Below are 24,483 nucleotides of genomic sequence, written 5' to 3'. Positions count from 1 at the left end.
AACGATGTTAACCAAAGAATCTACCAGCACGCCGTCCGCCGGCGGCCCTCGTAACGATCCGGACCGGCTTCCGGCGGCGCCTGCCCTTCACCAGTCGGGATCGGCAGAGACGGGCAAACGGGCCCTGCTGATCGCTTTCCACTTTCCGCCGGAAGCCAGCAGCAGCGGCATCCAGCGTACCCTCAGCTTCTTCAAGCACCTGGGGAAGTACGGCTGGGAGCCGATGGTCCTGTCGGCCCACCCGCGCGTGTACAGCCAGCAGAATCCGTCGCAGCTCGCCAATCTGCCCGCCGGCCTGGTGGTGCGCCGCGCCTTCGCGCTCGACGCCAAGCACCATCTGGGCTATAAGGGCCGCTACCTGCAGCTACTGGCCTTGCCCGACCGCTGGGTGTCCTGGTTCCTGGGCGCGGTGCCGGCCGGCCTGGGATTGATCCGCCGCTACCGTCCACAAGTGATCTGGTCGACCTTCCCGATCCCGACCGCGCATTTGATCGCATGGGCACTGCATCGCCTGACCGGGATCCCTTGGGTGGCCGATTTCCGCGATCCGATCATCCAGCCCGCGTATCCTGCCCCGGGCATGCAGCGCAAGGTCTATCAATGGATCGAGCGCCAGACGATCCGCCATTGCCAGGCGGCGGTGTTTACCACGCACAGCGCAATGGCCTCCTATCGCAACCGCTATCCGGAGATTCCGGCGTCGAAGTTCAGCGTCATCGAAAACGGCTACGACGAAGAAGGCTTCGGCGCGGCCCTGGCCTCGATTCCCGCCGCGCCGCAACCGGTGCCGGGCCCGCGCCGCCTGACGCTGGTGCACAGCGGCGTGCTGTACAAGGATGGCCGCGACCCCAGCGCCTTCCTGCAGGGGATCGCCGCCCTCAGGGACGCCGGCAAGACCGATGCATCGCGCCTGCGCGTGGTCCTGCGCGCGCCCGGTCACCTGGAGACCATCTCTGACTTGGTGGCGCGTCACGGCGTCACCGACATCGTGGAGGTGGCGCCGCCGGTGCCCTACCGCGACGCGCTGGCCGAGATGCTGGCGGCCGATGGCCTGATGGTCTTCCAGGGCACGCCGTTCAACACCCAGATACCGGCCAAGATCTACGAATACTTCCGGGCTGGAAAACCGGTCCTCGGCCTGGTCGATACCGCCGGCGAAACCGCGCGCGTGCTGCGCGCAGGCGGTTTTACCAGCCTGGCCAACATGGACCGCCCGGGCGAGATCGCCGAGGTGCTGGAGCGCTTCCTCGACGACATCGAGCGCGGCGAGGCGCACGTGGCAAGCGCGGAACTGGTCGCCGCGTCGTCGCGTACGCGCCGCGCCGGCCAGCTTGCGCGCATTTTAGACACCGTCGGACATACCGTTACGGAAGCCCGGTCATGAGTTCCGTTGTCAGCGGCGTCAAGTGGACGTCGGTCTCCACCATGGGCCGGCGGGTACTGGCCCTTCTCGCCAACGTCGCGTTCGCGCGCCTGTTGGCGCCGTCCGATTTCGGCTTGGTCGCTATGGCGGGCGTTTTGCTGGGCTTTATCGACATATTCAAGGACCTCGGCACCGGCACCGCGCTGATCCGCGACAAAGACCTGAGCGAGGAGCGCCTGTCCAGCGTGTTCTGGCTGAACACCGCATTCGGCCTGGGGATGACCCTGGCTATCGTTGCGCTGTCTCCGCTGGCAGCGGTGTTCTATCACGAGCCGCGGGTTCAGGGCGTACTGATGGCAATGGCGCCGTCCTTCTTTCTGTCGGCCCTTGGCATTGTCCAAAGCAGCCTGCTGACCCGGCAAATGGCCTTCGTCAAGCTGGCCAAGATTGAACTCGCGGCGGCGCTTCTGTCATATATGGTTGGCATGGTCGCCGCCGTACTTGGCCAAGGCGTTTGGAGCCTGGTGTACCAAGTGCTGACAAATACACTGCTCGGCGTCGTTTTCATGTGGGGCGCCAGCGGTTGGCGGCCCAAAATGCTGTTCCGCTGGCTGGAAGTAAAGCCGATCATGAGCTACAGCTTGAACCTCACCGGCTATAACGTCTTCTACTACTTCGCGCAGAATGTCGACAATCTGCTGATCGGACGCTTCCTCGGCACCGAAGCACTCGGCCTGTACGATCTTGCATACAAGTTGATGAGTTTCCCGATGCAGGCAATCTCCTCGGTCTTCGCGCGCGTGATGACGCCCTACTATGCACAAGCACAAGACGATTTACCGCGCTTCCGCCAAGCCTTCCTTCAGGTCGGCTCAGCGATCGCGTTCGTCACCTTCCCGCTCATGATTGGCCTGCTGGCGGTGCGTGGACATTTTGTGTTGACCGTATTCGGCCCCAACTGGATGCCGGTCGCGACCCTGCTGGCGATGTTCGCGCCGCTCGGCGCCATTCGCTCGGTACTGACCACCACTGGCTCGATCTATATCGCCAAGGGCCGTACCGATCTGCAGCTACGCTGGGGCGTGCTGTCCAATCTAATCGTGTTCGCTGGCTTGGCGATCGGCCTGCATTGGGGCGCAGTAGGCGTGGCGGCCGGCTTCACCGTGACCGCACTGCTGCTGCTATACCCGAATTTCGCGATCCCAATGCGACTCATCGATCTGCCGTTCCGCCAGATGATGGCCGCGCTGATCCCATCCGCCGTATGCGCGTTGCTGATGTTCGCCACCATCGTCGGCGCCGACATGCTGTTCCAGGACCGGATGTCCCCGCCAACTGCCCTGATGGTGCTAGTTGCCTTGGGTATGGCAAGTTACACGCTATATTCGTGGCTGTTCAACCGCGAAATGCTGCTCAGTATCTTGTCCAAAGTTGGTATTCGTACGCCAGCCATGGCTTCTCTTTAACAATCCTATTCGAAGGCTACTTCCATGACGATTTTTGCCGGCGCCTGCAGCCTCCACCCCAATCAGCCCCTGCCTGACGAGCTGTTGAGCCAACTGCGGTCCGCCGTCTCGCGCTACCCGACCGACATCCCCGTGGAATACCATGCGCCTGGTTTCCTGGCGGTCAAAGTCGACATTGGGGTCTTCGGTGTGAGCGGCGATATCTGCGACGCTGCCGGCAACGCGACCATCATCGCCGGCGAGCCCCTGCTGAGCGACGGCGAAGGCGACGACGATTGGACCCGCGCGAAGGATGCAGCCGTCCTGCATGCCGGCGCGTGCACCGCCGATGTGCTGCGCCGCGCGCGTGGCACTTATTGCGGCGCCCACCACGACGCTGCCAGTGGCAGCACCAGCCTGTTCGTCGACAAAACTGGCGTGCGTCCGCTGTACGTGTGGATCGGACCGCAGTTCGCGGTGTTCGCAAGTGCATTGCGTATCCTCGAAAATGCCGCACTGGTAAGCAAGAAATTCGACATCCGCGGCGTCACCGAAGTGGCCGCTTTCACGTATCCGCTAGCGGATCGCACGCCCTATCGCGACATCGTCATGCTGCGCGCCGGTGAACACATTGAATTTTCCGGCGGCCAGGTCAAGCGCGAGCTGTACTTCCGCTGGGACGGTCCGCTGTACGAAAACTGCGATTATTATCAGAGCGCCAAACGCAGCTATCAGGAATTCATCAAAGCGATCGACCGCCGTCAGCGACGCGAATCTGTCGCCGCAGCCTTCCTGAGCGGCGGACTGGATTCGCGTGCGATTGTTGGCGGCCTGCGCGCCAGCGGCCGTGAAGTCTACACCGTCAACTATGCGCCGGACGGCAGCCAGGACCGCGTGTTCGCCAAACTGGTGGCAGACCAGATAGGAACGCATCACACCGAGATCCAGACCAGCGCCGAAAACGTCGGCCAAGGCTATCGCAAGGACGCAGTGTCGATGTGGCTGAAGAAGACCTTCAGTGCCGGCCCAGCACGCCAAGCGCAGATCGTGTGGTCCGGCGACGGCGGCAGCGTCGGTCTCGGCCACGTTTACATGACACCTCAGGTCGTCGAGGCGATGAAGCGTGGCCCGACCATCGAGGACATCAAGGTACTGACCTCGCATCTGCCGATGCGCCTCATCCGCCGTCCTTTCGCGGACAGCCTGGCCGATCTGCCGTCCAAGGGCGTAGCAGAGGAAATTGCAGCGATCGACAGCCCGGACCGCAGCCGCATATATCACCTTTTCCTGATGTTCAACGACCAGCGCCGTCATCTGGTCCAGCACTTCGAGGACATTGATCTCGAACGCATCGAGCTGCAACTGCCGTTCTTCGATGCCGACTTCCTCGAAAGCGTAATCCGGATTCCATGCGAGTGGCTGATGCTGCACCGCTTCTACATGGATTGGCTGGCCGAGTTCCCGAACGGCCTGAATACGATCCCGTGGCAAGCTTATCCAGGCCATATTCCCTGCACACTGCCTAGTCCCCCAGGCTTGAAATACCAGTGGACGGAATATTACGACAAGAAGATGTACGTGCAGATGCGCCGCAATATGGGCAAGAACGGGCACCGGATCCTGAAGCAGGATCGCTTCCCGAACCATATCATCGACCGCAAGCTGCTGCTTGTGGCCAGCACGCTGACGACGTTCGGTGTGCGCGATTACAGCTACCTGATCAAGCTCGCCGAAGTCTACCATCGTTACTGGCAGATCAGCGAAGACGTACCACAGGCCGCCTGAGGCTGAACCGGAAGCTCAGATCAGCACTTCAAGCGCATCCGGGTGGCTGAGAAAGCCGCCCGGGCTCGCGCTCAGCCCATAAGCCCCCGACTGGAACACCACCACCAGGTCGCCCGGCTCGGCGCGCGGCAATGCCATTTTCTCGGCCAGCAGGTCGAGCGGGGTGCACAGCGGCCCCACCACCGACACCACTTCCATTTCCGCCTGCCCGATCCGGTTGCCGATCGCGGCCGGATAATTCTTGCGGATCACCTGGCCGAAATTGCCGGACGCCGCCAGGTGATGGTGCAAGCCGCCGTCGGTAACGAGGAACACCTGTCCGCGCGAGACCTTGCGGTCGATGACGCGCGCCACGTACACGCCGGCCTCGCCGACCAGGTAGCGCCCCAGTTCGATGTTCAGGCGTGCGTCCGGCAGCGCTGACTGCACCCGCGGCAGCGCCGCCGCCAGCGCATCGCCGATCGGCTGCAAATCCAGCCTCGCCTCGCCGGGGAAATACGGAATCCCGAAGCCGCCGCCGATGTTCAGCACGCGCACCGGATCGCGGTTGCCGTCCGCCAGGCGCAGCGCCAGCTCGAAGGTCTGGGCCTGCGCCTCGGCGATCGCCTCGGCCTTCAGGCTCTGCGAACCCGAAAAGATGTGGAAGCCCAGCACCGTGAGGCCCAGCTGCGCCGCCAGCGCCAGCATGCGCGGGATCTCCTCGGCGTCGATGCCGAACTGCTTGGCGCCGCCGCCCATGCGCATGCCGGAACCCTTCAGCTCGAAGTCCGGATTGACCCGCAGGACCAGTTGCGGGTTGACGCCCAGCGCTTCGCCGATGCGCGCCAGCAGGCGGATCTCGCGTTCGGATTCGGCATGCACGTGCACGCCGGCCGCCACCGCCTGCGCCAGCTCCACTTCGTTCTTGCCAGGACCGGCGAAGCTGATGTCGGCCGGGTGCTTGCCGGTGTCGAGCGCCACCTTCAGTTCGCCGCCCGAGGCGACGTCCAGGCCGTCGACCAGTCCCGCCAGGTGCTGCACCAGCGCCGGCATCGGGTTGGCCTTGATCGAGTAATGCAGTCCGATCGCTGCCGGCAGGCAGGCGCGCACCTGGCGCACGCGTTCCGTGACGAGGGCGCGGTCGTAGGCGTAGAACGGGGTGCGGCCGACGCGCTGCGCCAGCCGTTCCAGCGGCACGCCGCCGACCAGCAGGCTGCCTTGAGTGGCGGGAAACAGCGTCTGCGCTGCATGGACAGGCTTGGTGGCGCTCATGGCGTGGTATCGAACATCGTTGAATGGGACAGGCGCAGCAGGTTGCGGTCGATCTTGCCGTTCGGGTTGCGCGGGAACTCGGCGCCGTGCAGGACGATTTTCGCCGGCACCATATAGGCCGGCAGGCGGCGCTGGCATTCCTTCAGCAGGTCGCTGTCGGCCACGCCCTCGCGCGCCACCGCCAGCAGCACGATGGCCTGGCCGAGCGCCGGATGCGGCACGCCGAAGGCCGCGGCTTCGAGCACCAGTCCGCTCGCATGCACGGCTTCCTCGACTTCGGTCGGGCTGACCCGGTAGCCCGAGACCTTGATCATGTCGTCGCCGCGGCCGATGAAATACAAATAACCTTCTTCGTCCATGCGCACGGTGTCGCCGGACCACACTGCCATCTCGGTCAGCGGCAGGGCCGGATCGTGGCCGGGCGCGGGGCGGAAACGCTCGGCGGTCTTGAGCGGATCGTTCCAGTAACCGAGCGACACCAAAGCGCCGCGGTGCACCAGCTCACCCGGCTCGCCGGGCGCGCAACGCGAGCCGTCGGGACGCACCACCATCACCTCGGCATTCGGGATCGCGCGGCCGATCGAATCGGGGCGCCGGTCCAACTCGGACGGCGGCAGGTAGGTGGAGCGGAAGGCCTCGGTCAGCCCGTACATCAGGAACAGCCGGGCGGCGGGCAGTACCCGGCGCAAGGCGTCGACGGTGGCGCGCGGCATCGTGCCGCCCGAATTGGTCAGATAGCGCAGCGTGCTGTCCTCCGGCCACGGCAGCGCCGCCAGCTGGATCCACAGCGGCGGCACCGCCGCCAGGCCGGTGATGCGCTCGTCCTGGACCGCCTTGACGATATCGCGCGCGAACAGGTGGTTGATCAGCACTGCGGTGGCGCCGGTCAAGAAAACCGTGGTCAGCTGCGACAGTCCGTAATCGAAACTGAGCGGCAGCACCGACAGCACCCGGTCCTGCGGCGTCAGTGCCAGGTAGCTGGCAACGCTGACGGCGCCGGCCACCATGTTCCGGTGCGACAGCACCACGCCCTTCGGCCGGCCGGTGCTCCCGGAGGTGTACAGGATCGCGGCCATGTCGGCGTCGATCGCACGGCGCGCGGCCAGGAGCGCCGGCGCAGGCCGGTGCTGCGCCTCGTTCCAGGTGCGCACGGCGGCGCTGCCGGCGGCCAGGCCGGGGCGCGCTGCGCCGGTCGCCAGCACGCTGCGCAGGTCCGGGCAGGCCGCCAGCGCGGAGCCGAGCTGGGCCAGGCGTTCGCTCGATGTGACCAGCACGCGCACATTGCAGTCGGCCAGGATGTAGGCCACCTGTTCGGGCTTGAGCAGCGGATTGACGGGCACGAACACGGCGCCGGCCAGGGCCGCGCCGAACATCGCGGCGACGTTCTCGACGCGCTTGTCGAGGTAAACGGCGACGCGCTCGCCACGCTCGAGGCCGCAGCCGAGCAGCGCGCCGGCAGCGTGTTCGACGGCGTCGGCCAGTGCCGCATAGTCGAGCCGGTCCGCGCCGTGCACCAGCGCTTCGGCGCCAGGGCTGCGGCGTGCGGAATCGAAGATGAAATCGTGGATCAGATCAGGCATAAGCGTAGGGTGTCGTGCAGGCTGGCATCTTAACAGTTTGCGGGGGGCGCCTGTGATATCGTGGCAATTTTTGCAGCACTGCGGCTATACTCGGGCATGGTTTCTACCCAGGCTCCCCGTCCGCTGGTCCCTCTCGCACCGATCCTGTCCGCCGCCTCCTTCCGCCGCGCGGCGCCGGTGCGCCTGCCCTCGCTGCTCGACGCCGGCCCTGCGCGCCTGGTCACCAGCGGTCGCATCGCGATCGCGCTGGCGCTGCGCGAGATGGGGGTCGGCCCCGGCCACGAGGTGCTGGTACCGGCCTGGCACAGCCCGTCGATGCTGCCGCCGGTGCTATGGCGCGGCGCGGTGCCGGTGTTCTACCGGCTGCGCGCCGACGCCACGATCGACCTCGAGGACCTCGCCGCCAGGATCGGCCCCGCCACCCGCGCCGTGATGCTCACCCATTACTTCGGCTTCATGCAGCCGGTCGAGCAGGTCCGGGCGCTGTGCGACGCCCACGGCCTGCAGTTGCTCGAGGACTGCGCGCACGCCTTCATCGGACGCTATCGTGGCCGGCCGGTTGGCGCGGTTGGCGACTACGCGATCGGCAGCAGCATGAAGTTCTTCCCGATCCACGAAGGCGGCGCACTGGTGTCCGGGCGCCACGCCCTCGACCGGGTGAAGCTGCATGGCGCCGGCGCCGGCTTCGAGGCCAAGTCCGCGCTCGACGCGCTGGAAAAAGGCTTCGCCTACGGCAGGCTGCCGGCCGCGCGCGCCGCCCTGTGGCTGCCGCTGCGGCTCAAGGGCGCGCTGTGGAAGCTGGTCAAGCGGCGTGGCGCCGCGCCGGCGCTGGCGCCGTCCTCGTCAGACAGCAGCTTTGACTTCGATCCCGCGTGGCTGGACAAGCGTTCCTCGCTGTTTTCGCGGGCCATGCTGCGCCTGATGTCGCCGAGCCGCATCGCGGCGCTGCGCCGCGCGAACTATCTGCGCCTGGACGCCGCCCTGCGCGGCCTGCCCGGCATCCGCCCTCTGTTCCCGGCGCTGCCGGACGGCGTTTGCCCCTGGGTCTATCCGCTGCTCGCCGACGATCCGGAACGCCTGTTCGCCCGCATCGACGCCGCCGGCGTGCCGGTGACGCGCTTCGGCTTGCCCCTGCCGGGGAGCGCCGCCGACGGCGCCTGCGCGAACAGTGCATGGCTCGCGCGCCACGTGCTGTCCTTCCCCTGCCACCAGGAGCTGCGCGAGGCGGAGCTGGACTGGATCGTCGGACAGATCGCAAAGGCGCTGCAGGCATGAAGTGGACCATCGCGCCGGCCCGCGAACTGGCCGCCCACGCCGCCGTTTGGGAAGACCTGCACCGGGCGGCGAACGCTTCGCTGCTGCTGGCCCGGGATTTCGTGGCGCCCCTGCTGGACCAGTTCGGTACCGGGCGCGAATTGCTGGCCACCTGCGAACATGAGGGCGCCGTGGTCGCGATGACGATCGTGACGCCCTCGCGGCGCGGCAGCTGGGCCACCTTCCAGCCGCCGCAGGCGCCCCTTGGCCTGTGGCTGCAGATGCCCGGTCTGGACCTGGAGCCGCTGCTGGCCTCGTTGATGCGCGCCCTGCCGGGTTTTGCGCTGGTGTTCGGCTTGATGCAGATGGATCCGGACCTGATGCCGCGCCCGCCTGATGCGGCGCGTCTGGCCACGCTCGACTACATCGACACCGCCAGGGTAAGCATGGCCAGCGGCTTCGACGCCTACTGGGACGCGCGCGGCAAGAACCTGCGCAGCAACCTCAAGAAGCAGCGCACTCGCCTGGCCAAGGAAGGCGTGGCGCTGTCGCTGCGCATCAGTCGCACGCCCGCCGACATGGCGCAGGCCGTGGCCGACTTCGGACGCCTGGAAAGCTCGGGCTGGAAAGGCGCGAGCGGCACCGCGGTCCATGCGGACGACGCCCAAGGGCGCTATTATCGTGCGATGCTGGAGGCCCTGGCGCGGCGCGGCGCGGCCAGCGTCTATCGCTACTTCTTCGGCGAACAGCTGGTGGCGATGGACCTGTGCGTCGAGGACGACGGCTGCATCGTGGTGCTGAAGACCGCCTACGACGAGAGCGTGCCGAAGAATTATTCGCCGACGCTGCTGATGCGCGAGGAGGCGACGCGCGCGCTGTTCGACGCCGGACGCCTGGACCGCATCGAGTTCTACGGCCGCGTGATGGAATGGCACCTGCGCTGGACGGATGAGGTACGCACTATGTACCATGTCAATTATTACCGTTGGTCGGGCTTGCGCCGCCTGCACCGATAATGGAGTTCCCATGTACCTGAATGAAGTCAAGACGATCCTGATCGACGTACTCAACCTCGGCGCCGCCGGCCAGAGCCTGGATGCCGATTCGCCGCTGCTGGGCAGCCTGCCCGAGCTCGACTCGATGGCGGTGGTCACCCTGATCGGCGCACTGGAAGACCACTTCGGCATCGTTGTCGACGACGACGACATCAGCGCCAGCACCTTCGAAACCCTCGGCAGCCTGGCCGCCTTCGTGGCCGCGAAGGCCGGCTGAGGCATGGCCCCTAGCCACGCGCCCGCGGAGAGCTTGTTCCTGCCCGTGCAGGACGGGGTCCGCTATTGCCTCTACCACGCGCCCGCCGGCGCCTGCCGCGGCGCGCTGGTCTACCTGCACCCCTTTGCCGAAGAGATGAACAAGACGCGCCGCATGGCCGCGCTGCAGGCGCGCGCGCTGGCGGCGCTGGGCGTCGGCGTGCTGCAGATCGACCTGCACGGCTGCGGCGACAGCAGCGGCGAATTCGGCGACGCGCGCTGGGACGGCTGGAAGCGCGACGTCGACGCCGCACGCGCCTGGCTGCAGCAACGCCTGGGCTGCCCGACCGGGCTGTGGGGACTGCGCCTGGGCGCCCTGCTGGCGCTCGACTACGCCGCCGGCGCGCGCGAGTTGCCGCAACGCCTGCTGCTGTGGCAGCCGGTCACCAACGGCGCCGCCGTGATGAACCAGTTCCTGCGCCTGCGCATCGCTGCCGACATGGTGCAGGAAGGCGCGGCCAACGGCGGCACCAAGGCGCTGCGCGCGGCGCTCGAACAGGGCCGTTCGGTGGAAATCGCCGGCTACGACCTCGCCCCCGAGCTGGCCGCCGCCATCGATCCGCTCGACGCCTCGGTGCTGGCGCCGCGCGGCTGCCGCATCGACTGGTTCGAAGTCCTGCCCGCGGCCGGGCGGCCGCTGCCGCCGGCATCAAGCCGGATCGCCGCCATCTGGCAGGCCCAGCGCATCGACTTCGGCGTGCACCTGGTGCAGGGGGAAGCGTTCTGGACCACACCCGAGATCGCAGAATGTCCCGCCCTGCTGGATGCCACCTGCCAGCTGTACCGGGAGGCCGCGCATGCAGGCTGAAGAACGCACCCTGTCCTTTTCCTGCGCCGGCGCCTGGCTGTACGGCGTACTGTCGCTGCCGGCGCAAGCCGCTTCGCGCGGCATTTTGATCGTGGTCGGCGGCCCGCAGGTGCGCACCGGCAGCCACCGCCAGTTCACGCTGCTGGCGCGCAGCCTGGCGCAGGCCGGCTTTCCCGTCATGCGCTTCGACTACCGCGGCATGGGCGACAGCGAAGGAGAACCGCGCGACTTCGAACAGGTGCAGGACGACCTGCGTGCCGCGCTCGACTGCTTTTTCGCGCAGGTGCCCGGCATGCGCGACGTGGTCCTGTGGGGCCTGTGCGACGGCGCCTCGGCGGCGGCCATGTATGCGCCGGACGATGCGCGGGTGGCCGGTCTGGCCCTGTTGAACCCGTGGGTGCGCACCGAAAGCGGCGCCGCCGCGGCGACCCTGAAGCATTATTACCGCAACCGACTGCTGGAACCCGGCCTGTGGAAGAAGATCGCCAGCGGCCGTTTCGACGCGTTCGGCGCGGTTCGTTCCTTCGTGTCGGTGGCACGTAACGCATTTGGCCGCAGCGGAACCGAGGCGCCACAAGCCGCGGAGGCCAGCCTGCCCCAGCGCATGCATACTGCACTGCAGGAATTCGGCGGCCGGGTATTGGTGATGCTGAGCGGCGCCGACCTGACGGCGCAGGAATTTGCAGGCCTGGCCGACGGCGCGCCGCACTGGCGGCGCCTGCTGGAAAGCTCCCATGTGACCCGCCATACGCTGGCGGGTGCCGACCACACCTGCTCGCGGCGCGAATGGCACCAGCAGGTCGCGGACTGGACCGGGGCCTGGTTGCGCTCCTGGTAAGCGCTAGCGCGACCGCGCAATGCAGGCCGCAAAATCCTCGAAGGCGCCGTAGCGGCGCTTTTCCTTGCGCGGCGTGCCGCACAGGTCGGGCGCCGGGAAGGCCGCCGTCAGGTGTTCGCGGGGTGTTTCACGCCAGCTTAAATCGAAGCTTGCGGGCGCCGCGAACAGAGCGCGCAGCGGGTGGTATCCAGCGTAGAGCAAGGCAATCGGCGTCTGCAGGTTGTCACCCTCGTGCAGCCGGCCGCCGTTGCGGCTGCGGATCGCGCCGTCCACCAGGTTGCCCTCAACCTCGGCGCTGCTTTCCGGGAAGCGCACATCGATGCCGGCGGTATCGATCAGGGTGTTGTCGACCAGTTTGCTGTTGGCACCGGCGTTCACGTAGATGCCGACGTCCGAGCAGGACGCTACCAGGTTGGCGCGCATGATGCCACCGTCCTGTTCGGTGATGCAGCGCCGGTCGCGGCAGTACGGCTTGCCGGTGCCGCCGCCGCCGAAGGACAGGCCGACACGCTGGCCCGGCTGGCGCCGCAGGCGCTGTTCGCACAGCACGACATTCCGTTCGAACAGGGTGCCTGCGCCGGCGCCCTTGGCAAAGGCGCCATAGCTGATATGGTCGCCGCCGGCCTTGACGAAATCGGCGATCAGGTTGCCGCGCACGATCCAGCCGCTGGCGGCGACCAGGTCGATCGGCGTGACCGGCTTGTCGGTCTGGCGCGGCGCTGTATTCGACAGCGTATTCCCCTCGATCAGGCCAGCGTCGGGAAACAGCGCGCCTTCGCCATTGATCTTGAAGTGGGCATTGAAGTCGAGGATCGTGTTGTTCAGCGCGGCGAAATGGTGGGCGCCTCCCGCGACGTGGAAAGCGTGCTCGCAGAATTCCTGGTGCGCGCACACGCCGTGGATGCTCAGATTCTCGAAACGCCAGTACGGCGCCAGTACCCGGAAGCCTTCACCGGCATCGAACTCGATCGTCACGGTGCCCGGCCGGTCGGCGCGCACGACGATGGGCGCATCGGCTTCGCCCCGGCGGTTGGCGATTACGTCGCCGCGGATCCGATAGGTGCCGGGCATGAACACGATGGCGTCGCCCGGCATGGCGGCGGCGATCGCACGCCTTGCCTCCTCGCTCGACGTGACCAGCTTGGGCATACGCGCGCCGTCCCGGGTGACCGCGATCGGCTGCGCACCCACGCCGAGCGGCGGCGCGTCCGCCGGCAGGGCCTCGCCGCGGTCCAGGCTTTGCAGGGCGGCGCCGACCCGCTGGCCGGCGCCGGTAATGAGGGCGTTATGGCCGCTGCTGCGGGTTTCGATATAGGGCGCGAGAGTGCGCGGCGCGATGCCCCGGCTCTGCAAGTAAAGCGCGCCCGCAAGCATGGCGCCCATGCCCAGCAGCGCCAGCAGGGCGGCACAGGTCAGCAGGCGGCGTTTCATGCGCGCGATGCCGCTGCGTTCAGGCGCCGGCCTTGATGCCGTGCCGTCCCATCAGGTCGTACAGGGTCGGACGGCTGACGCCGAGCATTTCGGACGCCTTGACGATATTGCCGTCGGCGCGCGCGAGCGCCCGCACGATGGCTTTATATTCGGCTTCGTCGCGCACCTGGCGCAGGTTGAGCGGCGATTCCTCGCCTTCCGAATCGGGCAGCTCCGGCAGGCCGAGGTCGTCGGCCACGATGGTGTTCCCGTCGGCCATGATGACCGCGCGCTTGATGCAGTTTTCCATCTCCCGCACATTGCCCGGCCAGGCATAGGCTTCGATCGCCGCCAGCGCGTCCGGCGCGAAGTGCAGCGAGGAGCGCGATTCCTGGGCGCAGAACTTGTTCTTGAAATGGTGGGCCAGCAGCGCGGCGTCGCCTTCGCGCTGGCGCATCGGCGGGATGGTCACCACGATCTCCGAAAGGCGGTAGTACAAGTCCTCGCGGAAGCGCCCTTGCGCGCAAAGATCCTTCAGCTTCTGGTGGGTCGCGCAGACGATGCGCACGTCGACCGGGATCTCTTCATGGCCGCCGATGCGCTCGATCACGCGCTCCTGCAGGAAGCGCAGCAGCTTGGCCTGCAGCGGCATCGGCAGGTCGCCGACTTCGTCCAGGAAGAAGGTGCCGCCGTGGGCCAGTTCGACCTTGCCCTTGGTCTGCTTGGCGGCGCCGGTGAAGGCGCCCTTCTCGTAGCCGAACAGTTCGCTCTCGAGCAGGTTTTCCGGGATCGCCGCGCAGTTGATCGCCATGAAGCGCTCTTTCGAGCGGGGCGAGATGGCGTGCACGGCGCGCGCCAGCACTTCCTTGCCGGTGCCGGATTCACCCAGCAGCATCACGGAGGCCGAGGTCGGCGCCACCTTTTCGATGGTGCGGCAGACCTTCAGCATGCCGGGGTCGCGCGAGATCACGCCGGCCAGCGGCGAATCGGCCTGCGACTGCTGCATGCGGCGGTTTTCCTGCTGCAGGTTGTGCAGGAAGAAGGCGCGCTGGATGACCAGGTTCAGCACTTCGGGGTCGACCGGCTTCTGGTGGAAGTCGTAGGCGCCCATGCCGATCGCCTTGACGGCGTTGTTGTGGTCCTGGTTGCCGGTCAGGACGATCACGCGGGTGTCCGGCGCCAGCGCCAGGATCTGCTGCAGCGTGGCCAGGCCTTCGGTCGAGCCGTCCGGGTCGGGCGGCAGGCCCAGGTCCATGGTCACCACCGCCGGTTCGTGGCGGCGAATCTGGGCCAGCGCGGCCTCGCGGTCGCCGGCCACCACCACCTCGTAGGCGTCGAGACTCCAGCGCAGCTGCTTCTGCAGGCCCGGATCGTCTTCGATGATTAACAGTTTGGGTTTGGTTTGGATCACGGATGTCCTCTCAGGAGATCAGGGCTGGCGCCGGCTCGTGGTACAGCGGCAGCACGACCTTGAACGTGGTGCCGAGCGCGGGCTTGCTGCTGACTTCCAGCATGCCGCCGAGCTCGGTGATGTATTCGCGGCTTTCGAACACGCCGATGCCCATGCCGGCCGACTTGGTCGAGTCGAAGGGCTTGAACAGGCGTTCGCGGATGAATTCCTCGCTCATGCCTTCGCCGGTGTCGGTGATCTCGATCTCGACCGCGTGCGCGCCGCCGTCGGCGTCACGGCGGCCGAGGCGGATCATCACGTGGCCGTCGCGCGGCGTGGCCTCAATCGCGTTCTGGATCAAATGGCCGACCACGCGCTCGAGGCGCTCGCGGTCCGCCATCACGTTCAGGCCCGGCACCTCGACCACCAGCTGCGGACGCGGCTCGAAGGCGTTCTTCAGCGCCACCGCCTGGCGCACCACCTGCTCGACCGCCAGCGGCAGCGGCTTCTCGGCGTTCTCGCTGCGCGACAGCTTCTGCAGCAGCAGCTTCATCTTCTGCACCGAGTGGTTCAGGGTTTCCAGCATGTCGCGCTGGAATTCGGGGTTGTCCTTGTGCTTCTCGGCGTTGGCGTTCATCAGCGACAGCTGGGCCACCAGGTTCTTCAGGTCGTGCACGACGAAGGTCGACATGCGGTTGAAGGACTCGAACTGGCGCGCCACCATCAGCGCGTTGGCCGCATCTTCCTGGGCAAGGTGGCCGGCGGCCTGGCTGCCGGCGATTTCCATCAGGTCGATGATTTCCCAGTTCAGCTTGAGCGGGCTGCGCGCGCGCTGCAGCACCACGAAGCCAAACAGCTTCTCGTGGAGAATCAGCGGCACCACCAGCCAGCGGCGCGGATAGTCCAGCAGCCACTGCGGCACGTCCAGGCCCTCGTACTTATCGGGGCGCTCCACGTACTCGTCGATGTCGATCACCCACTGGGTGCTTTCCATGAACTGGCAGAACACCGAATTGTGCGGCTCGGCCATGCTGGTGTCCGGCGCCTGCCAGTGCGCGCGCGGCTCGAAACGGTTACCGTCGTCGCGCTGCCACAGCGTGCCGCCGGGGCTTTCGACCAGCGCCGCCATGGCCTGGATCACACGGTCGCCGAGATTGGGGCCGCGTTCGGACAGGGTGCGCGTGAAGCGCGTCCATTCCTCGCGGTAGTCGTAGTTATAGGTGAAGAAGTGCTTGCTGATCGAGACTTTCAGCCAGGAGCGGAAGGTGCCGGAAAACAGGATCACCAGCAGCAGGCAGATCGCGCCGAACAGGAAGCCGGCCTGCATCACCGTGCCCCAGCGGCCGCCGAAGAAGCGCAGGTAATAGCCGGCCGAGCCCATCGCCAGCAAATAGATCGCGGAGCCGAACAGCGCGGCCGAATGGAACATCACGCGCCGCGAGACGCCGACCGAGGTGGTCCAGGACTTGCGGCGCGCCATCGACACCGCCACCAGCGGCACGGTCAGGGCGTTGATCAGGCCGCGCGCGTTCCACAGTTCCGGATTCAGGTCGCGGAACAGCATGGTGTTGGTGTACAGGTAGAAGTCGTAGGCGAACATGCCGCCGATGCCGAGGCAGGCGAACTTGATCGCCCAGCGCTCCTCGATGGTCTTGTTGCGGTAGACCTGCTCGACCAGCAGCATGCCGTACACCGCCAGGCAGGCGAAGGCGGTCACCAGCGGCAGCGCGCCGAGGGTGCTCAGGAGTTCGTTGTACCAGTGGCCGACCAGCAGCGCGCCCAGCAGCACCAGGTAGCAGCAGCCGGCCGCGAACAGCGAAGGCCGCATGCCGAAGGGGAAACGGCTGCCCTCCTGCCGCCAATGGCCCAGCAGCGCGACCAGGAACACCGACCAGGCGCCGTCGCGCACGACCTCGAGCGCACCGCTGAGCGTGGTCCACAGCCTGCCGTTCGACGCATCCCAGGCCAGCGCGGCGGCCCACAGGGCGGTCGCCAGGCAGGCCGCCGACAGGCTGGCGCGCTGGAACCGTCCGCGCCAGCCGGGCAGCAGCGGAATCCCCAGCAACAGGTACCCGGCTGCGGCAAACGCGTAACTATAGACTGTGAGATTGGTCACGATGCACGGTTCGGACAGATGGGAACAAAGGACCGCGGCCGCCGGCGGCCGCGGGGCCGGTCAGCGTCCGCTGCGGAACAGGACGACTTTCAGGGTGTCGATGAGGATCAGGACGTCGAGGAACAGGCTGTTGTTCTTCACGTAGTAGAGGTCGTACTGCAGCTTCTGCAGCGCGTCCTCGGCGGACGAACCGTAACCGTAGCGCACCTGGGCCCAGCCGGTGATGCCCGGCTTGACGCTGTGGCGCACATTGTAATACGGGACCACCTCGATCAGCTGGTCGACAAAATACTGGCGCTCCGGGCGCGGGCCGACGAAGGACATGTCGCCCTTGAACACATTGAGGATCTGCGGCAGCTCGTCGATGCGGGTCTTGCGCATGAAGTTGCCGATGCGGGTGATGCGCGGGTCGTTCTGCTGGGCCCACTGCGGCTTGCCGCCCTTTTCAGCGTCGGTGCGCATGCTGCGGAATTTATGCACGAAGAAGGTCTTGCCGTCCTTGCCTACCCGCTCCTGCGAATAGAATACCGGACCGCGGTCTTCCAGCTTGACGGCCAGCGCGGCCAGCAGCATCAGCGGGAAAGTCAGCAAGAGGATGATGGTGCTGCAGACGATGTCGAAGCTGCGCTTCATGAAGGTGCGCACGAAGCTCTGGTCGAAGCCGCCGCCGAACACCAGCCAGGATGGCTGCAGCGAGTCGACCCGGATCTGGCAGGTCTCGCGTTCGAAGAAGGTAGCGGCGTCAGTGACCTTCAGGCCGGCCAGTTTGCAGTCGAGCAGTTCCTTGATCGGGAAGCCGCCGCGGCGGTTCTGCACCGACACCACGATCTCCTCGACGTTGTACTGGCGCGCCAGCGCCACCAGGGTATCGCCTTCGCGCCCGTTCAGCAGGCTGGTCGAGGACACGCACAGCTCTTCGTTCGGCGATGGGATGAAGCCGGTGATGTTGTAGCGGTGGTAGCTGGCGCTTTGTACGGCCAGGTCGCTGCATTCCTTGGCCAATGGGCCGCTGCCCAGGAACAGGATGCGCGTCTCCAGGAAGCGCAGCTCCGAGCTCTTGAAGAAGATCATGCGCGCGATGAAGATGCCGGCGGCGGCGATCGCGAACACCAGGGCCAGGATGCCGCGGCCGAAATACAGGTCCGGTGCGACGTAGAACACCAGGGTCAGGATCAGGAAGCCCATCAGGAATGAGGGCATCAGCTTCATGAAGAAGGGATTGCGCAGGCCTTCATTGAAGTCGAGCTGGTACATGCCCATCGCGCTCATGCTGAAGATGATGGCGGCGGTGAAGGCGATGGCCGAGGTGAAGAAGTGATCGAGGCTCTCGATGTTCGGCAGGCCGACCGGCTGGCCCAGCTCCATGAAGCGTACCGCCGCGCCGACGTAGGCGGCGCCGAGCAGGACCAGCACTTCAACGAACAGCAGGACGAAGACGATCTTCGACACATAGTGGTTGGAAATCTTAAGCACGGTAGCCTCCGGTATTCTTCTACTTAAAAATACTGCAGTGCTTATCGAGAAAGGTTACGCACGTACCAGTTCATCGCTTCCTTCAGTCCGTCGCCGATCCGGTGCGTCGGCGCATAGCCCAGCATCGAGACGGCCTTGCCGATATCGGCCTGCGAGTGGCGCACGTCGCCGGCGCGGAAGTCGACGTAGACCGGCTTGTGCGCCGCCACGTGCGGAAACTGGTCGGCCAGCAGGGAGCACATCATCGCGTGCAGCTGATTCAGCGACGTGCGGTCATTCAAGGCCGTGTTGTAAACCTGGTTGGCCGCTTCGCTGTCCGCGAGCGCCGCCAGCAGATTCATCTGCACGACATTATCGATGTAGCAGAAGTCACGGCTGGTCTCGCCGTCGCCGTTGATGCGCAGCTCTTCGTTGCGGATCAGCGCCGCCACCCACTTCGGGATCACGGCCGCATAGGCGCCGTTTGGATCCTGGCGCGGACCGAACACGTTGAAGTAGCGCAGGCCAATCGATTCCATGCCATAGGTGCGGCCGAACACGTCGGCGTACAGCTCGTTGACGTATTTGGTCACGGCATACGGCGAGAGCGGCTTGCCGATCCGGTCTTCGATCTTCGGCAGGCCCGGGTGGTCGCCGTAGGTCGAACTGGAGGCGGCGTAGACGAAGCGCTTCACCTTGGCGTCGCGCGCGGCTACCAGCATGTTCAGGAAACCGGTGATATTCGTTTCGTTGGTCAGCTGCGGATTGGCGATCGAGCGGGGCACCGAACCCAATGCAGCCTGGTGCAGGACGAAGTCGACGTTCTCGCAGGCGCGCACGCAATCGTCCGGCGAACGGATGTCTGCTTGCAGGAAAGTGAAGTTCTGCCAAGCTTGTTCGCCGACCAGTTCGCGGACTTGGTCGAGGTTGTGCTGGTGACCGGTCGCGAAGTTATCGAGGCCGGTGACGCGCTGATTCAACTTGAGCAGGGTTTCCACCAGATTTGAACCGATGAAGCCGGCCGCACCGGTGACCAGCCAGCGATAGCTGTTCTGGCTCAAGTGCTGTTGGACATCTTGAATCTTTTTCACGATTGAGACACTTTACTTTTTGCACACGTTCAGACAAGGATCACCGGTGTGCCGCCCGCCGTGCCGACTGCGGTAGCGCAGGCCTGCACGGGCGGAGTCGGTTCAGAGAAGCTTACAGGCGCCAGACGCAATAGCCGGCTTCGCTGATGGCTTTCGAGTCGAACTGGGACTTGACGTCGATGAAGCAGCCGTTGTCGTTCAGCTTGGACTGGAAGTCGAGCAGTGAACGGGCCAGCACTTCCTTGTGCGGCACGGCCACGACCAGGGCGTCGGCCTTCGGCAGGTCTTCCCAGCGCTCCAGCTTGATGCCGTATTCGTGCTGGGCTTCTTCGGCTTCGGCAACCGGGTCGTAGACATGCACGTCGCAGCCGTAGGACTCCAGTTCGTGGACGATGTCGGCGACCTTCGAGTTGCGCAGGTCCGGGCAGTTTTCCTTGAAGGTCAGGCCGATCACGTTGACCTTCGAGCCCTTCACGTGGAAGCCCGAGGAGATCATCGACTTGACGGTCTTTTCGGCCACGAACTTGGCCATGCCGTCGTTGATGCGGCGGCCCGCCAGGATCACCTGCGGGTGGTAACCGACCATCTCGGCCTTGTGGGTCAGGTAATACGGATCGACGCCGATGCAGTGGCCGCCCACCAGGCCCGGGCGGAAGGGCAGGAAGTTCCACTTGGTGCCGGCGGCCTTCAGGACTTCCAGCGTGTCGATGCCGACCTTGTCGAAGATGATCGCGAGTTCGTTCATCAGGGCGATGTTCAGGTCGCGCTGGGTGTTCTCGATGACCTTGGCGGCTTCGGCCACCTTGATGCTGGAAGCGCGATACACGCCGGCGGTCACCACCGACTCGTACAGCTTGGCGATGCTGTCCAAGGTCGCCTCGTCGTCGCCCGACACCACTTTCAGAATGGTAGTGAGGGTGTGTTCCTTGTCACCCGGGTTGATGCGCTCCGGCGAGAAGCCAACGTGAAAATCTTCCATCCATTTCAGGCCCGACTCTTTTTCCATGATCGGGATGCAAACTTCTTCGGTCGCACCCGGGTAGACGGTCGACTCGAAGACGACGATCGCGCCGCGCTTCATGTATTTGCCGACGGTCTTGCTGGCGCCGGCCAGCGGCGTGAAGTCCGGATTATGGGCAATGTCGACCGGGGTCGGCACAGCCACCACGATATAGTCGGCCTGTGCCAGCGCCGACGGGTCGGTCGTGACCTCAAGATGTTGTGCCGCTTTCAGCTGCTCAGTCGACAACTCGCCTGTCGGATCGATGAACTTCTTGTAATTCTCGATCTTCGATGCCGACAGGTCGAAACCGATGGTTTTCGACTTTTTGCCGAATTCAACAGCCAAAGGCATACCCACGTAGCCCAATCCAACGACTGCAACGACCTGATCTACTTTCATATCGTGTTCCGTAAGAATATTAATTTTTGCAATTCTGCTAACTTAAAATATAGCATGGAAACAGAATGGCACTCAACAACTGCCTGTAATCGGCGCTCAAAAAACCACAGCTGGCTTCGCACAATGTCACAAGGCTTCATTCGTAACCCAGATGCAATTTTAACATTTTTAAAAAAACAATCTCTACAGGACTTCTATCGTGCGCAGGAGAATTATTGCTAATTTTTATTACGCTCAGCAGTAGTGGTCACCGTAAGCAAACACGTGCGGTGAGGTCTGGCCGGTAGACGCAGCGGGAGGAAAGACGACGGGAATGTGGGAATTGCAGGGGTGGCGCGGCTGGCTGGGATCGAACCAGCGACCCTTGGCTTCGGAGGCCAATACTCTATCCACTGAGCTACAGCCGCGCAGGAGTGAGGCGAAGGATACAGAATTTTGGCCATCCCGTCTATGGATACCAATGTTGACTGTAGAGAAATTGCGTTTCCATTAACGTGCTTTCGATCTATAATCGCCCGGTTCCGCGCCATTTATGACGGGTAAGGTAGCTAAGCGCCGGACGCCAGCAGGTTTTTTTATTGTTAAGTAAGGAAATCATGAGCGACGCACATCACAGTGAACACCAGGCTTTCATCCGAACCCCGAAACAGCTGATCGCCGCAGTGGCAGGGTTTTTCCTCGTCATCGTCATCGGCATCATCTTGTTGGTGTCGTTCGTGACGAATCGACATTTGACCGGCGCGGGCTCGGAAGGGCAGAACCCGGAATCGGTCATGGCGCGCGTGCGTCCGGTCGCCGAGGAAGGTTTCGCGCTGAAGGATGCGAACGCGCCCAAGGTGCTGCAGAATGGCCAGGCCGTCTACACTGCCGTGTGCGCCGCCTGCCACGCCACCGGCGCCGCCGGCGCACCGAAAGCCGGCGATGCTGGCGCCTGGAGCGCACGCATCGCGCAAGGCTACGACACCCTCCTCCAGCACGCGATCAACGGTATCCGCGCGATGCCGGCAAAGGGTGGCAACCCGGACCTGGACGACGTCGAAGTGGCGCGCGCTCTTGTATATATGGCGAATCAATCGGGCGCCAAGTTCAAGGAACCGGCAGCGCCAGCCCCTGCCGCTCCGGCGCAAGCCGCGAATGGTGATGCAGCAGCAGCTGCCCCGGCGGCGGCCGCTGCCCCTTCTGCTGCCCCGGTAACTGCAAGCCCAGCCGCCGACAGTGGCGCCGGCAAGACCTTGTATGGCTCCACCTGTATGGCCTGCCATGGCGCTGGCATCGCAGGCGCTCCCAAGATGGGCGACAAGGCAGCCTGGGCGCCTCGTATCGCCCAGGGTCCGGCTGTGCTGTACGAGCATGCGCTCAAGGGCTTCCAGGGCAAGACCGGCATGATGCCGCCGAAAGGCGGGGCAAGCGCGCCGGATGCGGATGTGAAAAGCGCCGTTGACTACATGGTCGCCGCTGCCAAGTAACAATTTCTCATCTACAAGAAGCCGCCTACGGGCGGCTTTTTTGTTTTGTTTTTAAAACAGTCCTTTTTACCCATACAAAAAACTGTCGAGAATGCATTTCATAAGAATAATATTCATAAATTGCTCGACAATGTTGCGTTGCCGTACGGGAACAAATAGGGGTTTATTTGACTTTTTCCGTGCATCACTAATTTCTTTGGCGTAATCTAGCACTACCAAATAAAAAGAAACCGACTAGCGCTTAACCAGAGAAACTGAATATGAAATCTGTTAAAAACTTCGTGTCGCTCCGGCGTCTTTCCGTTGTACTCATCAGCTCCGCACTTGCCGCCTGTGGCGCAGGTAGCGACCAGACTCCAGGCACCTCGACCGGTGCCCAGACCGCTGCTTCGCTCAGCACCTCCCTGCCAGGCATCCTGACTGGCCCGATCACCACCACCGTCCCGTCAACCACTGGCGGTACCACGTCGTCGCCGGCTTCCACCTCGAGTGTCGGCATTACCGATATTCGTTTCGAAAACACCAGCGCGACCGCGACCCAGACCAACGTGCCTGTCACTTTCGGTCAAGTTTTCGCCCAAGGCAACCTGCTTGCCACCGACAAACTGACCGGCCGCCTGGACGACGGCACCACCGTCCCGCTGCAGGTGGACGTCAAGGCGACCCATCCGGACGGTTCCGTGCGTCATGCCATCATTTCCGCTGTTGTGCCGAGCATCGCCCCGGCCAAGGTGCGCACCATGTCGCTGGTCAAAGGCGGCACCGCGCCGACCGGTACGGTCACCGTGGATTCGCTGCTGCGCAGCGGCTTCACGCTGTCCGTCCACGCCAATGTCGGCGGCGTCGATTATTACGTCGCGGCGGAAGATCTGCTCAAGAGCGCTGCCCCGACCACCTGGCTGAATGGCCCGGTCGCCACCGAATGGCAGGTCTCGGCCCCGCTGCGTACCAGCAGCGGCGCCGCGCACCCGCACCTGTCGGCCCGTCTGGCCATCCGCTGGTATCCGGGCACGAACAAGGCGCGTGCCGACGTCGTCGTCGAGAACGACTGGGCCTATGAGCCGTCGCCGCAGAACTTCACCTACGACGCCAGCGTCATCATGGGCGGCATGTCGGTCTACACCAAGGCAGGGCTGAACCATTATCACCATGCCCGCTGGCGCAAGCTGTTCTGGTTCAATACCGCAACGCCGGAAGTCAACGTCAAGCACAACACCGCTTACCTGATCAATTCGCGTGCAGTGCCTAATTACGACCAGAGCATCGTGACCCCTGAGTCGGTTCTGGCGGGCTTCAAAACCAAATGGACCGGTGCCATCACCGAGCCGATGGCTGTCGGCATGGCGGCTCCTTACATGCCGGGAACCGGCGGCCGTCCGGAAATCGGTCTTCTCCCGGGCTGGAGCGTGAGCTATCTGCTCAGCATGGACAAGCGTGCAAAGGACGTCGTGCTGGGAACGGCAGACCTGTCGGGCAGCTGGTCGTCGCACTACCGCGACCGCAAGACCGATCGACCGATCAGTGTCGAGGACTATCCGTACATGACGACGCTCGGCTTGAACACCGACACATACAACAAGGCAACCAAGCAATACGAATATTTCCCTGCATGCGCATCGTCGACGGCTTGCAAGACGCCTAACGACCATGATTCGGCGCACCAGGCAAACTTTGCTTATCTGCCTTATCTGGTTACCGGTGACTATTACTACCTGGAAGAGCTGCAGTTTTGGGCGATGTGGAATTCGTTCTCGTCGAACCCTGGATACCGTGAGGCCGGTAAAGGCCTGTACAAGTCAGACCAGGTGCGAGGTCAAGCCTGGAGCCTGCGTACCGTCGCCGAAGCTGCTTATATTACGCCGGACACCAACGCGTTGAAGGCTACATTCACCCGCCTTCTCAACAACAACCTGGATTACTACAACAGTACCTACACGAATAACTCGTCGGCAAACAGCTTGGGCTTTATTGCCAACGGTTACGCAGTGAACTATGACAACAATACTGGTACGGGCCCATGGATGGACGACTTCTTCACGTCAGTAGTTGGCCATACTGCAGATCTCGGCTTTACCAATGCAACGTCTTTGCTGACCTGGAAATCGAAGTTCCCTATCGAGCGCATGACTGGTGTCGGCGCCTGCTGGATTAAGGGCGCCAGCTACACTTTGAAAGTACGTGACTCGGCCACCGCTCCGTTCTATACGACGATTGCCCAAGCTTACAAGGCCACTAATCCCGATCTCCTGGGGCTCGAATGCGGCAGCGCGGCCATGGCGACCAAGCTGGGTGTGAAAGTTGGCGAAATGACGGGCTACTCGTCGTCGACGGAAGGGTATCCGTCCAATATGCAGCCGGCCCTGGCCTACGCTGCACGTGCAGGTGGTACCGCTGGACAAGCCGCATGGACCAAGTTCACAGGCCGTAGCGTCAAGCCGGACTACGCGATCAGTCCGCAGTTCGCCATCGTTCCGCGCTAACGCAACACGCATCCCCTGCCAATGGCCGGGGTATCGCCAGCT

At 64.5% G+C, this 24,483-nt stretch carries 18 protein-coding genes and 1 tRNA gene; 10 read left to right on the top strand and 9 right to left on the bottom strand.

Translation table 11 applies throughout. The annotated features are described in order from the left end of the window. The first annotated feature begins 4 nt into the window (after positions 1 to 4). Genes ACFPO9_RS27345 through ACFPO9_RS27335 form a run of 3 tightly spaced genes read left to right on the top strand, consistent with a single transcriptional unit; the run spans position 5 to position 4,593 of the window. The gene (locus tag ACFPO9_RS27345) at positions 5 to 1,384 is read left to right on the top strand and encodes a glycosyltransferase (RefSeq protein ID WP_379777525.1); all 1,380 of its coding nucleotides are present in this window, start codon (positions 5 to 7) and stop codon (positions 1,382 to 1,384) included. Continuing rightward, positions 1,381 to 2,829, top strand: coding sequence for an MOP flippase family protein (locus tag ACFPO9_RS27340; protein WP_379777523.1), 1,449 nt, complete (start codon positions 1,381 to 1,383; stop codon positions 2,827 to 2,829). Before ACFPO9_RS27345 ends, ACFPO9_RS27340 begins: the two co-directional genes overlap by 4 nt. 24 nt (positions 2,830 to 2,853) lie before the next feature. Next, a complete protein-coding gene (locus ACFPO9_RS27335) occupies positions 2,854 to 4,593 on the top strand; it encodes an asparagine synthase-related protein (protein WP_379777521.1) in 1,740 nt (579 codons plus the stop codon). A 15-nt stretch (positions 4,594 to 4,608) separates the two neighbouring features. Here ACFPO9_RS27335 and ACFPO9_RS27330 read toward each other — a convergent pair whose 3' ends face one another. Together ACFPO9_RS27330 and ACFPO9_RS27325 are read right to left on the bottom strand one after the other, a co-directional pair. Next, a complete protein-coding gene (locus ACFPO9_RS27330) occupies positions 4,609 to 5,844 on the bottom strand; it encodes a pyridoxal-dependent decarboxylase, exosortase A system-associated (RefSeq protein ID WP_379777519.1) in 1,236 nt (411 codons plus the stop codon). Continuing rightward, the gene (locus ACFPO9_RS27325; protein ID WP_379777517.1) at positions 5,841 to 7,424 is read right to left on the bottom strand and encodes an acyl-CoA ligase (AMP-forming), exosortase A system-associated; all 1,584 of its coding nucleotides are present in this window, start codon (positions 7,422 to 7,424) and stop codon (positions 5,841 to 5,843) included. The genes ACFPO9_RS27330 and ACFPO9_RS27325 overlap by 4 nt, the downstream gene beginning before the upstream one ends. Before the next feature lie 96 nt (positions 7,425 to 7,520). Between ACFPO9_RS27325 and ACFPO9_RS27320 the strand changes: the two genes are divergently transcribed. Genes ACFPO9_RS27320 through ACFPO9_RS27300 form a run of 5 tightly spaced genes read left to right on the top strand, consistent with a single transcriptional unit; the run spans position 7,521 to position 11,634 of the window. Continuing rightward, positions 7,521 to 8,699, top strand: a complete 1,179-nt coding sequence (locus ACFPO9_RS27320) for an aminotransferase class I/II-fold pyridoxal phosphate-dependent enzyme (RefSeq protein ID WP_379777515.1) — start codon at positions 7,521 to 7,523, stop codon at positions 8,697 to 8,699. Continuing rightward, on the top strand, positions 8,696 to 9,694 hold the full coding sequence (locus tag ACFPO9_RS27315) for a GNAT family N-acetyltransferase (protein ID WP_379777513.1): 999 nt from the start codon (positions 8,696 to 8,698) through the stop codon (positions 9,692 to 9,694). The genes ACFPO9_RS27320 and ACFPO9_RS27315 overlap by 4 nt, the downstream gene beginning before the upstream one ends. A 10-nt stretch (positions 9,695 to 9,704) precedes the next feature. Further along, on the top strand, positions 9,705 to 9,950 hold the full coding sequence (locus ACFPO9_RS27310; protein ID WP_379777511.1) for an acyl carrier protein: 246 nt from the start codon (positions 9,705 to 9,707) through the stop codon (positions 9,948 to 9,950). 3 nt (positions 9,951 to 9,953) lie between these two features. Next, complete coding sequence (locus ACFPO9_RS27305; protein ID WP_379777509.1) at positions 9,954 to 10,796, top strand: hydrolase 2, exosortase A system-associated; 843 nt, start codon at positions 9,954 to 9,956, stop codon at positions 10,794 to 10,796. Continuing rightward, positions 10,786 to 11,634 carry a hydrolase 1, exosortase A system-associated gene (locus tag ACFPO9_RS27300; RefSeq protein WP_379777507.1) on the top strand — a complete coding sequence of 283 codons (849 nt, stop codon included), beginning with the start codon at positions 10,786 to 10,788 and terminating at the stop codon, positions 11,632 to 11,634. Before ACFPO9_RS27305 ends, ACFPO9_RS27300 begins: the two co-directional genes overlap by 11 nt. Positions 11,635 to 11,637: 3 nt before the next feature. On the opposite strand, the gene ACFPO9_RS27295 is transcribed toward ACFPO9_RS27300, so the two are convergent. The 7 genes from ACFPO9_RS27295 to ACFPO9_RS27265 form a co-directional block, all read right to left on the bottom strand. Continuing rightward, the gene (locus ACFPO9_RS27295) at positions 11,638 to 13,065 is read right to left on the bottom strand and encodes a chondroitinase-B domain-containing protein (protein ID WP_379777505.1); all 1,428 of its coding nucleotides are present in this window, start codon (positions 13,063 to 13,065) and stop codon (positions 11,638 to 11,640) included. 19 nt (positions 13,066 to 13,084) lie between these two features. Further along, the gene (gene prsR, locus ACFPO9_RS27290; RefSeq protein ID WP_379777503.1) at positions 13,085 to 14,455 is read right to left on the bottom strand and encodes a PEP-CTERM-box response regulator transcription factor; all 1,371 of its coding nucleotides are present in this window, start codon (positions 14,453 to 14,455) and stop codon (positions 13,085 to 13,087) included. Between the two features lie 10 nt (positions 14,456 to 14,465). Next, on the bottom strand, positions 14,466 to 16,550 hold the full coding sequence (gene prsK / locus ACFPO9_RS27285; RefSeq protein ID WP_379777501.1) for an XrtA/PEP-CTERM system histidine kinase PrsK: 2,085 nt from the start codon (positions 16,548 to 16,550) through the stop codon (positions 14,466 to 14,468). Between the two features lie 60 nt (positions 16,551 to 16,610). Further along, positions 16,611 to 18,023 (bottom strand): TIGR03013 family XrtA/PEP-CTERM system glycosyltransferase, encoded by a 1,413-nt coding sequence (locus ACFPO9_RS27280; RefSeq protein WP_379777499.1) that lies wholly within the window; start codon positions 18,021 to 18,023, stop codon positions 16,611 to 16,613. A 41-nt stretch (positions 18,024 to 18,064) separates the two neighbouring features. Then, positions 18,065 to 19,093 carry an SDR family oxidoreductase gene (locus ACFPO9_RS27275; protein ID WP_379777497.1) on the bottom strand — a complete coding sequence of 343 codons (1,029 nt, stop codon included), beginning with the start codon at positions 19,091 to 19,093 and terminating at the stop codon, positions 18,065 to 18,067. Positions 19,094 to 19,205: 112 nt separating this feature from the next. Continuing rightward, positions 19,206 to 20,495, bottom strand: a complete 1,290-nt coding sequence (locus ACFPO9_RS27270) for a nucleotide sugar dehydrogenase (protein WP_379777495.1) — start codon at positions 20,493 to 20,495, stop codon at positions 19,206 to 19,208. 331 nt (positions 20,496 to 20,826) lie between these two features. Continuing rightward, positions 20,827 to 20,902, bottom strand: a tRNA-Arg gene (locus tag ACFPO9_RS27265). Between the two features lie 189 nt (positions 20,903 to 21,091). On the opposite strand from ACFPO9_RS27265, the gene ACFPO9_RS27260 reads away from it, so the two are divergent. Together ACFPO9_RS27260 and ACFPO9_RS27255 are read left to right on the top strand one after the other, a co-directional pair. Next, a complete protein-coding gene (locus ACFPO9_RS27260; protein ID WP_379777493.1) occupies positions 21,092 to 21,961 on the top strand; it encodes a c-type cytochrome in 870 nt (289 codons plus the stop codon). Between the two features lie 260 nt (positions 21,962 to 22,221). Then, entirely contained in the window at positions 22,222 to 24,441 is a 2,220-nt protein-coding gene (locus ACFPO9_RS27255) for an RIFT barrel domain-containing protein (RefSeq protein WP_379777491.1), read from the top strand. Positions 24,442 to 24,483 lie beyond the last annotated feature (42 nt).

It is taken from the genome of Massilia aerilata, from assembly GCF_042656905.1.
Classification (GTDB): domain Bacteria; phylum Pseudomonadota; class Gammaproteobacteria; order Burkholderiales; family Burkholderiaceae_D; genus Telluria; species Telluria aerilata.
This window is presented reverse-complemented; position numbering and strand designations above follow the sequence as displayed.